We start from the raw sequence: 14,249 nt of genomic DNA on the forward strand, positions 1-14,249 counted from the left end.
CATCTCGTGACACAAGGGCGATCTCGTCGTGCCCCGCAACCAATCCAATCGAACTTTCGGTGTTTTGAGCAATGACGATCCAGTTTTCCAATGACATGGCCGACGTGGTGGCCACCCGCCGTTACCTTCATCAATATCCGGAACTCGGCCTGTCGGAGTTCAACACATCCGATTTCGTCGCCAGGCAGCTCACGGACCTCGGATATGAAGTCACCCGCGGCCTCGGCAGGACAGGCGTTGTCGCCACGTTGAAGAACGGCACCGGCGGCCGGTCGATCGGCATCCGTGCCGATATGGACGCACTGCCGATCGAGGAAGAGACCGGCGCCGAGTATGCCAGCAGGAACAAAGGCCTGATGCATGCCTGCGGCCACGACGGCCACACCGCGATGCTGCTGGGTGCCGCTAAAATCCTTGCCGAGAGGAAGAATTTCGACGGCACGATCCATCTGATCTTCCAGCCGGCGGAGGAGAATTTCGGCGGCGCGAGACTGATGATCGAGGATGGCCTCTTCGAGCGCTTTCCATGCGATGCCGTGTTCGGCCTGCATAACGATCCCAGCCTCGCCTTTGGCCAGATCGGCGTCAAGGAAGGTCCGATGATGGCGGCGGTCGACGAATGCCGCATCACGGTCAATGGCCACGGCGGCCACGGCGCCGAGCCGCAGGATACGTCGGATCCGATCGTCTGCGGCGCGAGCATCATCATGGCGCTGCAGACGATCGCCTCGCGCAACATCCACCCGCTCGACCAGATGGTGATCACCGTCGGCGCCTTCCATGCCGGCATGGCGAGCAACGTCATTCCCGAGCGGGCGGAAATGCTGCTCACCATCCGCTCCTTCGACCCGGACGTCCGCAACGAGCTCGAAAGGCGCATCCGGATGGTCGCCGAAGGCCAGGCCGCCAGCTACGGCATGAGCGTCACGCTCGATTACAAGCGCGGTTACGAGGCGACCGTCAACCACAAGGCGGAAACGGATTTCGTCCGCGATCTCGCCCGTCGTGTCGTCGGCGAGGACAAGGTCGTCGACCTGCCCCGCCCGTCCATGGGCGCCGAGGATTTCGCCTATATGCTGGCGGAGCGGCCGGGCACCTATTTCCTGCTCGGCACCAAGCGCACCGACAACGATCCGCCGCTGCACCACCCGCGTTTCGACTTCAACGACGACGCACTGCCGATCGGGACGAGCTTCTGGGTGGAGCTTGCCGAAGCCTATCTCCCGGCGAAATAGGCCCTTAAACGAAAACACCTCCCGGGCGGCGAAGCGCGGGAGGTGTTTTCGGTCTTGGGGGACCAAGCCCGAATTTCAAAAGGCGAAGCCCGAAGGCCTCAGGGGAAAAGGCCGAGTGTCACGGCGCCGACGAAGATGAAGGCTGCCGTCACCAGGGCGGTATTCGCCGCCCACTGCCATTTGCCCGCGATACCGCGGTTTGCGAAAGACCGTGTCTGATGCTCAATATGACGCATTGGATGTCTCCCGGGTTCTGCTTTCGCCCTTTTCGGACGTTAAACCTATCCTAGCTTATCTATACCAAGCCGATAGAGATAATGTTCCAAGCTGCCACCAGTTCCGTAGAAAATCCTTTTTTCTTAACGGCCCTTCCGGGTGTTTAACGGTTTATTATACCCAGGCCTCTTGCGAGCCCCTCAGGCGCCGAAACGATCCAGCGCCAAACGGAAGATATCCGGGTCGATATTGCCGCCCGAGCAGACGGCAATCACGGTATCGCCCAGCGTCTCGCCATGGAAAAGAGCGGCCGCCAATGCCACCGCGCCACCCGGTTCCACGACGATCTTCAGCCGGCTGAAGGCAAGCGCCACCGCATGCAACGCTTCGTCGTCGGTCACCACGAGACCCGCGCCGCAAAGCCGCGACATGATCGGGAAGGTGATATTGCCCGGCTGCGGCGTGACGATCGCATCGCAAAGCGAACCGCCTTGGGTCGCATTGCGCTCGATCTGTCCCGAGACCAGCGACCGCGTCACGTCGTCGAAGCCTTGCGGCTCGCAGGGGTGGACGACAAACCCCGGCGCCTTGGCGTTCAAGGCCAGCGCGACGCCGGAAATGAAGCCGCCGCCGCCCGTCGGCACCAGCACGTCGGCCTTCTCGATGCCTTCCTCCCTGGCCTGTTCGGCGATTTCGAGCCCGGTCGTACCCTGGCCGGCAATCACCAGCGGCTCGTCGAACGGCTTGATCAACGTCAGGCCGCGCTCCTGCGACAGCCGCGCGCCGATCACATCGCGATCCTCGTTGAGGCGGTCATAGAGCACGACGTCGGCGCCATAGGCGCGGGTATTCTCGATCTTGATGCGCGGCGCATCGGACGGCATGATGATCACGCTCGGAATGCCGTGCATCCTGGCCGCCAGCGCCACGCCCTGGGCATGGTTGCCCGAGGAGAAGGCGATCACGCCCTTGGCCCGGACGTCGGGCGACAGCGCCGAGATCGCCGACCAGGCGCCGCGAAACTTGAACGAACCGGTGTGCTGCAGGCATTCCGGCTTCACGAAGATGCGCCGCCCGGCGATGTCGTCAAGGAAGGGCGAGGACAAAAGCGGGGTGCGGCGTGCGTGGCCGTCGAGACGGGCACGGGCGGCTTCGATCATGGCAATATCGGTCATGCGGGAAATTCCGTTCGGAGGGCGAGGCGGTGAGGCCGCAAACCTATCGGCGGTTTCCATTTCGGTAAAGACCGGAAAGGGTCGGTTCAGCCGGCTTCCGCTCCTTGGGACAACGGCAGGGAACCGAGCTTCACCACCGCCTTGATGGGCAGGTGGTCGGATGCAAGCCGCGCAAGCGGGCTGTCATGAGTTTCGACGGCATCGATCAGCCCGGGCTGGTTCGCCATAATGCGATCGAGCGCCAGCACCGGCAGGCGCGATGGGAAGCTCGGCACCGCAGCCGGGAGACCGAAGACGGTCGCAAGCGTGTTCAGGGAGGAGCGGTCGCCAAGCCGCCATTCGTTGAGGTCGCCCATGAGCACGGTCGGCTGCTCGTCACGCGAACGCAGAATGTCGAGGATCATGCGGGCCTGCTGCTGACGCGAACGGTTGAGCAGTCCGAGATGAGCGGCGATGATCCGAAATGCGCTGCCGTCCTTGAGCTCCAGTTCGGTGATCAAGGCACCGCGCGGCTCGAGCCCCGGCAGCTTGACCTGATGAACGTCGCGCACCAGGCCTTCGCGAAAGAGGATCACATTGCCATGCCAGCCATGCGCCTTGGCGACACCGGAAACCGGCACCGGGAAAAGCCCCGTCTCCCGCTCCATCCACGCAAGGTCGAGCAGACCGCGCCGCTCGCCGAACCGGGAATCCGCTTCCTGCAGCGCGATCACATCGGCGCCGATCTCGCGGATCACGTGGCTGGTGCGGGCGGGATCGAACCTGCCGTCAATACCCACGCATTTGTGAACGTTGTAGGAGGCGATCAGCATGCCGTGACCGCGTTCGCGCCCCTCATGCGTTCCAGCGCCGCGGTTCCTTCGAGCCCGGATGGAAGCCAGAATGCTTTTTGGAAGATTGGGACGTTTTTCCCGCATGGTTCTTTTGACTATTCGCCGATCAATGAAATTTATAGGGCAAGCGGCCCATCTATCCAGCAACTAGAGATAGGGTGATCCCAGCCAGAACACGCGTTCGATGAGACGCACGAGGAAGGGCCTTGCCATCAACCCATCGAGCGTCACTTCGGTTGCGGAAGAAATGGCCAGGTCTATCCTTCGTTCCAAAGCTTCCGCGAAAGGGCAATCCAGGACTTCGAGATCGACCTCGAAATTGAGCCGGAGAGATCGCGGATCGAGGTTCGAGGAACCGACATAGGCCCAGCGCCCGTCGATCACCAGAAGCTTGGAATGGTTGAACGGCCCGGATGCCCGCCAGATCCGGCAGTAGTTCTTCAGCATCTGGTCGAACTGGGCTGTCATCGCCCGATCGACCAGAACGAGATTGTTGGCGGTCGGCACGACGATATCGACCTCCACCCCGCGCCGGGCAGCCGTGACGAGCGCGGTGATCAGTTCGCGGTCCGGCAGGAAATAGGGCGACACGATGCGGATCGAGGAGCGCGCCACGGAAAACGCGCCCATCAGCATCTTGTGGTTCGTCTCGACGCTCCGGTCGGGGCCGGAGGAAACGGCGCGCATGATGACCGGCGAACCGGGCTCCGTCTCCGGCGCCTGCAGCGCCCAGGCCGCGCCCTCCAACGCCTCGTCGGCGGCATATCGCCAATCGGCGGCGGCAATTGCAAACAGGTCCGCGACAACCGGCCCGGTTACCTTGAAATGGGTGTCGAACGAACATTTGTTGCCGCTGAATTCGCTCGAAAAACCTTCGCGGATGTTCATGCCGCCGGTAAACGCCACCCGGCCGTCGATGACCAGGATCTTCCGGTGGGTGCGCAGGTTCGCGTAAGGCAGCCGCAGCCCCATGATAACGTTGCCGTTGAAGACATCGGCGGTGACGCCGCCGTCTCTCAGCATGCCGAGCACGCTCGGAACAGAATATCGGGCGCCGACCGCATCGATCAGCACCCGCACCTCGACGCCGCGCTTGACCGCGGCAATCAGGGCCTCCGCGAACCGGATGCCGATCCTGTCCCGGTCGAAGATATAGGTCTCGAGGATGAGGCTGCGTTTCGCCTTGGCGATCGCCTTCAGCATCGCCCCATAGGCTTCGTCGCCGGTATCGAGCGCGACGATCGTATTGCCGGTCGTCAGCCGGTGGCGCGTCACCCGGTCGCCGAGCGTCTTCATCGCCCGGAAGCGGTGTCCGAAATCCTCGATGATCCGGTTGTTCGTCGCGTCGTAGGAAACCACATGCGCGCGGATTTCTCCCTGCAGCAGCGCGCGGCGGTCGCTGATCACCGATCGGCGGATGCGGTTTATACCGGCGACCAGGTAAAGCAGCGCGCCGACGATCGGAGACAGAACGATGACGCCGACCCAGCCGATCGCCGAGCGGACTTCTTCCTTGGTCATCGCTGCGTGAATCGCAGCTGCGGCCCCCATCAGGACCGACAAAACGAAGAGGATATGCGGCCAGTAGGGTTCGATGAGATCGAGCATGGCGAGCAATATAGGCGCGCTTCGCGCAATCGCAATCGGAGCCGCACCAATAGGTTAGCGCGGCTCCGGCAGGTATCAGGCGGCGAGCTGCTTCTCGAAGACCTCGAGCGAAGCTTCGAACGTGTCGAAGATCGTGTCGATCTGTTGCTCGTTGATGATCATCGGCGGGCAGAGCGCCAGCGAGTCGCCGATCGCCCGCGAAATCAGGCCTTTTTCGAGCATGATCGCCAGCAGCTTGGGACCGAGCTGGCCGGCCGCGAAACCGTCGCGTGGCTTCAGCTCCAGGGCGCCGATCAGGCCGACGCCGCGTGCTTCGATCGCCAGCGGATGGCTTTCCAGCGCCTTCAACCGGCTCTGGAACTTCGGTGCGAGCGCCCGGACATTGCCGACGAGGTCGCGTTCCTCGATGATCGCCAGGTTTTCCAGCGCGACCGCCGCGGCGACCGGGTGGCCGGCCGCGGTCACCCCATGGCCGAACGTGCCGATCTTCGCCGATTCGTCGGCAAGCGGTCCGTAGACGTTCTCGTTGATCAGCAGCGCCGAGATCGGCTGGTAGGACGACGAAATCTGCTTCGACAGCGTCATGATGTCCGGCTGCAGGGAATAGGTCGTGGTGCCGAACATCTCGCCGGTGCGCCCGAAGCCGCAGATCACCTCGTCGGCGATCAGCAGGATGTCGTATTTCCTGAGCACCTTCTGGATCGCATCCCAGTAACCGGCCGGCGGAACGATGACGCCGCCCGCCCCCATGACCGGCTCGCCGATAAAGGCGGCGACGGTTTCCGGACCTTCCCTGAGGATCAGGTCTTCGAGGTCCTTGGCGCAGCGCTCGACGAAGGCCCCCTCCGTCTCGTTTTCCTGTTTGAAGGCACGGTAATGCGGGCAGGTCGTGTGGAAGACGCCGGCAAGCGGCAGGTCGAAGGAGCGGTGGTTGTTCGGCAGGCCGGTCAGGCTGGCGCTGGCGATCGTGACGCCGTGATAGCCCTTGATGCGCGAAATGATCTTCTTCTTTTCCGGCTTGCCGAGCGCGTTCGAGCGATACCAGACCATCTTCATGGCGGTGTCGTTGGCCTCGGAACCGGAATTGGTGAAATAGGCCTTCGACATCGGCACCGGCGCCATCTGGATCAGCTTCTCGGCAAGATCGATCGACGGGCCGTGACTGCGGAGCGTAAAGGTATGGTAATAGGGGAGCTTCGCCATCTGCCTGGCGGCCGCTTCGACGAGCCGGCTTTCGCCGAAACCGACGCCGACGCTCCAGAGCCCGGCCATGCCCTCGATATATTTGTTGCCGTTCACGTCGTAGACATAGATGCCCTCGCCGCGGTCTATCACCAGCGATCCGTCACGCTCCAGCGCGCGGGCATTGGTGTAGGAGTGAAGCTGGTAAGCCTTGTCCCGGGCTTCGATGGAATTGGGCTGAATAGTCACGACGGACCTCCTGTGAGACACGCAACGGCGTATAAATTTCATAGGCGGAAACGGCGATATTGGACAGCCCAAATCGCCGTTTTCAGAGGGGCCGACCGTTCAAAATAGTTGACGCGTCGATCAGTTTATTTGGTCATTTCAGCGTCATTGCCGCGACCGGAGGTTCGGCGCCGGCCGGAATGGGGCTTTTGTAGTCCTGTCCCTTGCGCCGCTTCTTGAGATCGGCCCAGGCCGCCTCGCGGAGCTGATCGCTTGTCATGGCGGCCAGGCCGGTCGCGGCCATCGCCTTGGCGACGGAAACCATGCCCTTGTGGGCAAGCGGGCTCTTGCCCTGCGCCACCACCTGCCAGGTATGAAGCTGGGTGCCGACGGCAAGCGTCGCGCCATAGGCCTGCACGGTCGGCACCACCCAGCTGACATCGCCGACATCCGTCGAACCGCCCATCTGGCGGTTTTCGGTGTGCGCCGGCAGAATGAAGTCGGCAAGCGGAACATCCCGCTGTTCCAGGCGCTCCTGGTTCCAGCTTGCCGCAATGTCTTCCGGCGTCAGCGTGGCACGGATCTGTTCGGCAAATTCGATATCCACGGCGTCGAACGGCGGCGGGCCCATGCTGTCCCAGACATCCTGCATGACGTCCATCAGCGGTGTGTTGACGACGAGGTTGGAAACGCCGGCCAGGATCGTGCTCTCAACCTTGGTCTCGGTCATCAGCGCCGCACCTTCGGCGACCTTCTTGACCCGTCCGATCAGCGTGAAAAGGCCGGGCAGATCCGCGGAGCGGACGACGTAGCGTACCTTGGCATGCGCCTGCACGACGTTCGGCGAGATGCCTCCGCTATCCAGGACCGCATAGTGGATGCGGCTATCGGACGGCATGTGCTCGCGCATATAATTGACACCGACGCTCATCAGTTCGACGGCATCGAGTGCGCTGCGGCCGAGTTCGGGCACGGCCGACGCATGCGCGGCGCGGCCCGTGAAGGTGAAATCGATCCGGCAGTTGGCAAGCGAGGTCTCCCGCTGCACGCCGGCGAAATTGCTCGGATGCCAGCTGATTGCGATGTCGACATCCTCGAAGGCACCGGCCCGCACCATGAACGCCTTGGCAGCACCGCCCTCTTCCGCCGGGCAGCCGTAATATCGCACGCGGCCGGGAGTGCCGGTCTTTTCCAGCCAATCCTTCAGCGCGGTCGCGGCCAGCAGCGATGCGGAACCGAGAAGATTGTGGCCGCAGCCATGGCCGTTGGCACCAGGGGTCGTCGGGTCATGCCGGGTGACGCCGGCCTTCTGGCTGAGACCGGCCAGCGCATCGTATTCGCCGAGGAAGGCGATCACCGGACCGCCCTCGCCCGCCTCGCCGATCAGTGCGGTCGGAATGCCGGCGACGTTCTCGGTGATCTTGAAGCCCTGCGCCTCCAGCATTTCGCGATGCGCGGCAGCCGAAAGCGTCTCCATGTAGCAGGTTTCCGGCGTCTCCCAGACGCGGTCCGCGAGTTCCGTGAAGACCTCTTTTTTGCGGTCGATGAAATCCCAAACGAGCGGGAGATTGGAATTGCCTGTCGTCATGAAACCATTGCCTCGATAGATTTATGCTGGTCGGAAGGCCCGAACCGTAGCCAATTCCTGGCCGATGGCAATGCGGCATTGCAGCAAAAACAGGCTGTGCGGAGGGATGGAGGGGAAGGAATGCGGATGTGATTGGCACGCGAATGTTAGTATCTCGACAACCGGATCATAATCGTTATGCTCCCGCGCCACGGCCCGCAGGCAAATCTACGAAACGCGCCGAAACCAATAAGAATGCACCGAGATTTGGCCAATTTTGTGGAAAATTTTCTAAAGAATGAAGCGGGCGTGAAATTCGATACGGCGGGAGGCCGTTGATCGGAATCAGGTAACAGGGGCATGCACGGCCTAAAGGCCGGAGCGGACCCGCCAGGAGAAACGCATTTTGTAGGCCGGCCGCAGCGAAATATCGCCGGCCAGGAGGTGAACACGGGAATACCAGTCGTTGGGCGCTATATACGCGCCATTCCAGCTGAAGACATCCACCGGGTACGGCGTATAAGCCGGCCACAGGTCATCGGGAGATCCAAATGAAATACAAACTCACCCTTGCCGCAGCGCTGCTGTCGGCAACATTCTTCGCAAGCGGCGCCAGCGCCAAGACCTTCGTATATTGCTCGGAAGGTTCTCCGGAAGGCTTCGACCCCGGCATCTATACCGCCGGCACGACCTTCGACGCTTCGGCGCATCCGATCTACAACCGCCTGCTCGAGTTCAAGTCGGGCACGACCCAGCCGGAAGCAGGCCTCGCCCAGAGCTGGGAGATTTCCGCTGACGGCACGGTCTACACCTTCAAGCTGCGTCCGAACGTCAAGTTCCAGACGACCGACTTCTTCAAGCCGACCCGTAACCTGAACGCCGACGACGTCGTCTTCTCGATCGGCCGCCAGATCGACGAGAAGAACGCCTGGAACAAGTACATTTCCGGCGCGACCTGGGAATATGCCGACGGCATGGGCTTTCCGAAGCTGATCAAGTCGATCGAGAAGGTCGACGACCTGACCGTCAAGGTCACGCTCAACCGTCCGGAAGCACCGTTCCTCGCCAACCTCGCCATGCCGTTCGCCTCGATCGTGTCGAAGGAATATGCCGACAGCCTCGACAAGGCCGGCAAGAAGGAACAGCTGAACCAGATGCCGGTCGGCACCGGTCCGTTCACCTTCGTCGGCTACCAGCAGGACGCCGTCATCCGCTTCAAGAAGAACGCCGATTTCTGGGGCCCGGCTCCGAAGATCGACGACCTCGTGTTCGCGATCACCACCGACGCCGCCGTTCGTTACCAGAAGCTCAAGGCCGGCGAATGCCACCTGATGCCCTATCCGAACGCTGCCGATGTGAAGGCCATGAAGGCTGATCCGAGCCTCCAGGTTCTGGAGCAGGAAGGCCTGAACGTCGCCTATCTCGCCTACAACACGACCAAGGCTCCGTTCGACAAGCTGGAAGTCCGCAAGGCGCTGAATAAGGCGATCAACAAGAAGGCGATCGTCGATTCCGTCTTCCAGGGCATGGCGACACCTGCCGTCAACCCGATCCCGCCGACCATGTGGTCCTACAGCAAGGCCACCCAGGACGACACGTACGACCTCGAAGCGGCCAAGAAGATGCTAGCCGACGCAGGCGTCAAGGACCTTTCCATGAAGGTCTGGGCGATGCCGGTTTCGCGTCCCTACATGCTGAATGCCCGCCGCGCGGCCGAAATCATCCAGGACGATTTTGCTAAGATCGGCGTCAAGGTCGAGATCGTTTCCTTTGAATGGGCAGAATACCTGCAGCGTTCGAAGGACAAGAACCGCGATGGCGCCGCCATCATGGGCTGGACCGGCGACAACGGCGATCCGGACAACTTCCTTGATACGCTGCTCGGCTGCGACGCCGTCGGCGGCAACAACCGCGCTCAGTGGTGCAACAAGGAGTTCGACGCTCTGGTGAAGAAGGCCAAGGTCGTCTCCGACCTGGCCGAGCGCACCAAGCTCTACGAAGAGGCTCAGGCGATCTTCAAGAAGGACGCTCCCTGGGCAACCATCGATCACTCCCTCTCGGTCGTACCGATGCGCAAGGGCGTGACCGGCTTTACCCAGAGCCCGCTCGGCGACTTCACCTTCGAAGCGGTCGATATCGCGCAGTAATTTCTGCTTCACGACGATTTTGCCGCGGGACGCGTTGCGTTTCCCGCGGCATTTTCTTATGAGACGCCAAAATTTGGCGAAGACGCCACGATTGCCGTCTTCATGGCTTGACAAAACCGTGAATCGGCCACGAACCAAAAACCACGAAGGTTTCGAATGTTTGGCTTCCTGTTGCGGCGTATCGCCGTGTTGATCCCGACTTTCATCGGGGTCTCGATCATTGCTTTTTCATTTATCCGACTTCTGCCGGGTGATCCGGTTGCGCTTCTTTCCGGCGAGCGCGTCATGTCGCCGGAGCGGCATGCCCAGATCAGTGCCCAGCTCGGCTTGGATCGGCCGCTGGTCGTCCAGTATTTCGATTATCTCGGCGGCGTGCTGACCGGCGATTTCGGATCGTCGATCGTGTCCAAGAAGCCGATCCTCGACCAGTTCTGGGCGCTGTTTCCGGCGACCGTGGAGCTTTCCTTCTGTGCCATCGTCATCGCCGTCGCGCTCGGCATTCCTGCCGGCGTGATCGCCGCGATCAAGCGCGGCTCGATCTTCGACCAGGGGCTGATGGGCATCGCGCTTGTCGGTTATTCGATGCCGATCTTCTGGTGGGGCCTGCTGCTGATCATCCTGTTCTCCGGCACCCTGCAATGGTTCCCGGTTTCCGGCCGCATCTCGCTGATGTTCTTCTTCCCGCCGGTCACCGGCTTCATGCTGATCGATTCGCTGCTGTCGGGGCAGAAGGGCGCCTTCGCCTCGGCGATCAGCCATCTTGCACTTCCGTCGATCGTGCTTGCGACCATTCCGCTCGCCGTCATCGCCCGTCAGACGCGTTCCGCCATGCTGGAAGTGCTCTCGGAAGATTATGTCCGCACCGCCCGCGCCAAGGGCCTCTCGCCCTTCCGCGTCGTCGGCATCCATGCGCTGCGCAACGCCATGATCCCGGTCATCACCACGATCGGCCTGCAGATCGGCGTCATGCTCGCCGGCGCCATCCTGACCGAGACGATCTTCTCCTGGCCGGGCATCGGCAAGTGGATGGTCGACAGCGTCTTCCGCCGCGACTACGCCGTCATCCAGGGCGGCCTGCTCCTGATCGCGGCCATCATCATGTTCGTCAATCTCATCGTTGATCTGCTCTACGGCCTGATCAACCCCAGAATCCGACACTGATCCGGCATCAAGAAGGAGAAAATCCCGTGGCCGATACCACTGTTACCAAGATCGCCGAACCGGTTTCCAGCGCCGCGATGCGCCGCCAGATGCTCCGCGAGTTCTGGTTCTACTTTTCCGAAAATCGCGGCGCCGTTCTGGGCCTCGTCATTTTCGTCGCCCTCGTCATCGTGGCGATCTTCGCGTCGTTCATCGCCCCGCATTCGCCGTTCGAGCAGTATCGCGATTTCGCCCTGCTTCCGCCGGCCTGGGCCGAGGGCGGCAACCCGTCCTATCTGCTCGGCACCGATCCTGTCGGCCGCGATATCCTGTCCCGCCTGATCTATGGCGCGCAGTATTCGCTGTTCATCGGCGTCTTCGTGACGACGCTGTCGCTCACCGGCGGCATCATCGTCGGCCTGATCGCCGGTTATTACCGCGGCTGGATCGATACCGTCATCATGCGCCTGATGGATATCATCCTTGCCTTCCCGTCGCTGCTGCTCGCCCTCGTGCTCGTCGCGATCCTCGGGCCGAGCCTCACCAACGGCATGATCGCCATCGCGCTCACCCTGCAGCCGCATTTCGTGCGCCTCACCCGCGCCGCCGTGATGGCCGAGAAGTCCCGCGACTATGTGACCGCCGCAAGGCTTGCCGGCGCCGGCCCGCTGCGCCTGATGTTCCGCACCATCCTGCCGAACTGCACCGCGCCGCTGATCGTCCAGGCGACGCTCTCCTTCTCGAACGCCATTCTCGATGCAGCCGCTCTCGGCTTCCTCGGCATGGGCGCCCAGCCGCCGGCACCGGAATGGGGCACGATGCTTGCCGAAGCGCGTGAATTCATCCTGCGCGCCTGGTGGGTCGTCACCTTCCCCGGCGTTGCCATTCTCGTCACCGTTCTCGCCATCAACCTAATGGGTGACGGCCTGCGCGATGCGCTCGACCCGAAACTGAAGAGGTCCTGATCATGGCGCTCTTGCAAATCGATAACCTCATCGTCGAATTCGAAACCGCAACCGGCTGGTTCCGCGCCGTCGACGGCGTCTCCGTCTCGGTCGAAAAGGGCGAGGTTCTGGCAATCGTCGGCGAATCCGGCTCCGGCAAGTCCGTCGCCATGCTCGCCGTCATGGGGCTGCTCCCGTGGACCGCCAAGATCACCGCCGACCGCATGCTCTTCGAAGGCCGCGACATCCAGAACATCAGCCCGGCCGAGCGCCGCAAGCTGATCGGCAAGGACATCGCGATGATCTTCCAGGAGCCGGTCGCCAGCCTCAACCCGTGTTTCACGGTCGGCTTCCAGATCGAGGAAGTGCTGCGCATCCATCTCGGCCTGGACAGCAAGGCCCGCCGCGCCCGCGCAATCGAGCTGTTCAGCCAGGTCGGCCTGCCCAACCCGGAAGAGCGGCTGAACCACTTTCCGCACCAGATGTCGGGCGGCCAGTGCCAGCGCGTGATGATCGCGATCGCAATCGCCTGCAATCCGAAACTGCTGATTGCCGATGAGCCGACCACCGCGCTCGACGTGACGATCCAGAAGCAGATTCTCGACCTGATCATGGCGCTGCAGGCCAAGAACGGCATGGGCCTGATCATGATCACCCATGACATGGGCGTGGTCGCCGAGACCGCCGACCGCGTCATCGTGCAGTACAAGGGCCGCAAGATGGAGGAAGCCGATGTGCTTTCCCTCTTCGAGAGCCCGAAGAGCAACTATACCAAGGCGCTGCTGGCGGCCCTGCCGGAAAACGCGACCGGCGACCGCCTGACCACCGTTTCCGCCTTCTTCGACGGCAATCCGGAACCCGCGCCGGAGGCACGCGCATGAGCCATAATATGACCGATAACACCATGCTCGAAGTGCGCGACATCAAGCGCGATTACGAACTGCCGGGCGGCCTCTTCAAGCCGAAGAAGATCATCCATGCGGTGAAGGGCGTTTCCTTCAAGCTCGAACGCGGCAAGACGCTGGCGATCGTCGGCGAAAGCGGCTGCGGCAAATCCACCCTTGCCCGCATGCTGACCTTCATCGACGAACCGACCGGCGGCGACCTGCTGATCGACAACAAGAAGGTCGATACCCGCCCCGGCCACCTGACCCAGGAAATGCGCCAGAAGGTGCAGATCGTCTTCCAGAACCCCTATGGCTCGCTGAACCCGCGCCAGAAGATCGGCGATGTGCTGGGCGAACCCTTGGCGATCAACACCGACATGTCGGCCGGCGAACGCCGCGACCGCGCCAGCGAAATGCTGACGAAGGTCGGCCTCGGCCCGGAACACTATAACCGTTATCCGCACATGTTCTCGGGCGGCCAGCGTCAGCGCATCGCGATCGCCCGCGCGCTGATGATGAACCCGAAGCTTCTCGTGCTCGACGAACCGGTTTCGGCGCTCGACCTTTCGGTGCAGGCCCAGGTACTGAACCTGCTCGCCGATCTTCAGGACGAGTTCAACCTCACCTACGTCTTCATCAGCCACGACCTCTCCGTCGTGCGCTACATCGCCGACGAGGTGATGGTGATGTATTTCGGCGAGGCCGTGGAATACGGCACCCGCGAAGAGGTGTTTTCCGACCCGAAGCACGAATATACCCGCACGCTTTTCAAGGCGACGCCGAAGGCGGATATCGAGTCGATCCGTGCCCGCGTGGCGAAGAAGAAGGCGACAGCGGCAGCTTAGGCTGAGCACCTGGCTACCGGGCGCTTCCAAGCTTGGAAAATCTGCTGTTTGAGGAAGCCCGCGAGCCGAGCCACCCCCATCTCAAGCGGATCGCCTATGAATGTATGGGACGGCGCGCGGGCGATCGCGATCATCACGCGCTGGCACTGGCCGCCCGACATCTGGTGCGGAAAGTGGTTCAGCCGCTCTTCCGGGTTGGGCAGGCCGACCTGGCTGAACAGCTCGATTGCGCGGGCGCGGCG

The 14,249-nt window shown here is 62.3% G+C and carries 12 protein-coding genes and 1 pseudogene; 6 read left to right on the forward strand and 7 right to left on the reverse strand.

The annotated features are described in order from the left end of the window. Window positions 1–71 precede the first annotated feature (71 nt). Entirely contained in the window at window positions 72–1,235 is a 1,164-nt protein-coding gene (locus C5J24_RS30010) for a M20 aminoacylase family protein (protein ID WP_245437582.1), read from the forward strand. Window positions 1,236–1,333: 98 nt separating this feature from the next. Here C5J24_RS30010 and C5J24_RS32135 read toward each other — a convergent pair whose 3' ends face one another. From C5J24_RS32135 to C5J24_RS30035, 6 genes are all read right to left on the reverse strand, one after another. Continuing rightward, window positions 1,334–1,471: a hypothetical protein gene (locus C5J24_RS32135; RefSeq protein ID WP_172717064.1), complete on the reverse strand. Its 138-nt coding sequence runs from the start codon at window positions 1,469–1,471 to the stop codon at window positions 1,334–1,336. Between the two features lie 180 nt (window positions 1,472–1,651). Next, a complete protein-coding gene (locus tag C5J24_RS30015) occupies window positions 1,652–2,626 on the reverse strand; it encodes a threonine/serine dehydratase (protein ID WP_105423296.1) in 975 nt (324 codons plus the stop codon). Window positions 2,627–2,712: 86 nt separating this feature from the next. After that, entirely contained in the window at window positions 2,713–3,543 is an 831-nt protein-coding gene (locus C5J24_RS30020; protein ID WP_046637333.1) for an endonuclease/exonuclease/phosphatase family protein, read from the reverse strand. Between the two features lie 63 nt (window positions 3,544–3,606). Beyond that, a complete protein-coding gene (gene cls, locus C5J24_RS30025) occupies window positions 3,607–5,067 on the reverse strand; it encodes a cardiolipin synthase (protein WP_046637454.1) in 1,461 nt (486 codons plus the stop codon). Window positions 5,068–5,142: 75 nt separating this feature from the next. Continuing rightward, window positions 5,143–6,498, reverse strand: coding sequence for an aspartate aminotransferase family protein (locus C5J24_RS30030; RefSeq protein ID WP_105423283.1), 1,356 nt, complete (start codon window positions 6,496–6,498; stop codon window positions 5,143–5,145). 133 nt (window positions 6,499–6,631) lie between these two features. Beyond that, window positions 6,632–8,065: a M20 family metallopeptidase gene (locus C5J24_RS30035; RefSeq protein ID WP_105423285.1), complete on the reverse strand. Its 1,434-nt coding sequence runs from the start codon at window positions 8,063–8,065 to the stop codon at window positions 6,632–6,634. 530 nt (window positions 8,066–8,595) lie between these two features. Between C5J24_RS30035 and C5J24_RS30040 the strand changes: the two genes are divergently transcribed. From C5J24_RS30040 to C5J24_RS30060, 5 genes are all read left to right on the forward strand, one after another. After that, the gene (locus tag C5J24_RS30040; RefSeq protein WP_046665194.1) at window positions 8,596–10,191 is read left to right on the forward strand and encodes an ABC transporter substrate-binding protein; all 1,596 of its coding nucleotides are present in this window, start codon (window positions 8,596–8,598) and stop codon (window positions 10,189–10,191) included. A gap of 156 nt (window positions 10,192–10,347) precedes the next feature. Further along, window positions 10,348–11,352, forward strand: a complete 1,005-nt coding sequence (locus C5J24_RS30045) for an ABC transporter permease subunit (RefSeq protein WP_046637329.1) — start codon at window positions 10,348–10,350, stop codon at window positions 11,350–11,352. A 77-nt stretch (window positions 11,353–11,429) separates the two neighbouring features. Further along, window positions 11,430–12,296: an ABC transporter permease subunit gene (locus C5J24_RS30050; RefSeq protein WP_046637453.1), complete on the forward strand. Its 867-nt coding sequence runs from the start codon at window positions 11,430–11,432 to the stop codon at window positions 12,294–12,296. A 2-nt stretch (window positions 12,297–12,298) separates the two neighbouring features. Next, on the forward strand, window positions 12,299–13,156 hold the full coding sequence (locus tag C5J24_RS30055; RefSeq protein ID WP_105423287.1) for an ABC transporter ATP-binding protein: 858 nt from the start codon (window positions 12,299–12,301) through the stop codon (window positions 13,154–13,156). Then, a complete protein-coding gene (locus tag C5J24_RS30060; protein WP_371674855.1) occupies window positions 13,153–14,007 on the forward strand; it encodes a dipeptide ABC transporter ATP-binding protein in 855 nt (284 codons plus the stop codon). The genes C5J24_RS30055 and C5J24_RS30060 overlap by 4 nt, the downstream gene beginning before the upstream one ends. On the opposite strand, the pseudogene C5J24_RS32510 reads toward C5J24_RS30060, so the two are convergent. Further along, window positions 14,004–14,249 (reverse strand): annotated as a pseudogene (locus C5J24_RS32510) (hypothetical protein); the annotation flags it as partial. The gene C5J24_RS30060 and the pseudogene C5J24_RS32510 sit on opposite strands and share 4 nt — an antisense overlap.

The sequence above is a fragment of the Neorhizobium sp. T25_27 genome, from assembly GCF_002968565.1.
In the GTDB taxonomy this organism is placed as follows: Bacteria; Pseudomonadota; Alphaproteobacteria; order Rhizobiales; family Rhizobiaceae; genus Neorhizobium; species Neorhizobium tomejilense.

What these genes read in the sequence shown, in the direction of transcription:
- C5J24_RS30055 (WP_105423287.1), top strand. Translation starts at nt 12,299, where the DNA reads ATGGCGCTCTTGCAAATCGATAACCTCATCGTCGAATTCGAAACCGCA.
- C5J24_RS30050 (WP_046637453.1), top strand. Translation starts at nt 11,430, where the DNA reads ATGCGCCGCCAGATGCTCCGCGAGTTCTGGTTCTACTTTTCCGAAAAT.
- C5J24_RS30060 (WP_371674855.1), top strand. Translation starts at nt 13,153, where the DNA reads ATGAGCCATAATATGACCGATAACACCATGCTCGAAGTGCGCGACATC.
- C5J24_RS32135 (WP_172717064.1), bottom strand. Translation starts at nt 1,471, where the DNA reads ATGCGTCATATTGAGCATCAGACACGGTCTTTCGCAAACCGCGGTATC.
- C5J24_RS30045 (WP_046637329.1), top strand. Translation starts at nt 10,348, where the DNA reads ATGTTTGGCTTCCTGTTGCGGCGTATCGCCGTGTTGATCCCGACTTTC.
- C5J24_RS30015 (WP_105423296.1), bottom strand. Translation starts at nt 2,626, where the DNA reads ATGACCGATATTGCCATGATCGAAGCCGCCCGTGCCCGTCTCGACGGC.
- C5J24_RS30035 (WP_105423285.1), bottom strand. Translation starts at nt 8,065, where the DNA reads ATGACGACAGGCAATTCCAATCTCCCGCTCGTTTGGGATTTCATCGAC.
- C5J24_RS30020 (WP_046637333.1), bottom strand. Translation starts at nt 3,543, where the DNA reads ATGCGGGAAAAACGTCCCAATCTTCCAAAAAGCATTCTGGCTTCCATC.
- cls (WP_046637454.1), bottom strand. Translation starts at nt 5,067, where the DNA reads ATGCTCGATCTCATCGAACCCTACTGGCCGCATATCCTCTTCGTTTTG.
- C5J24_RS30010 (WP_245437582.1), top strand. Translation starts at nt 72, where the DNA reads ATGACGATCCAGTTTTCCAATGACATGGCCGACGTGGTGGCCACCCGC.
- C5J24_RS30040 (WP_046665194.1), top strand. Translation starts at nt 8,596, where the DNA reads ATGAAATACAAACTCACCCTTGCCGCAGCGCTGCTGTCGGCAACATTC.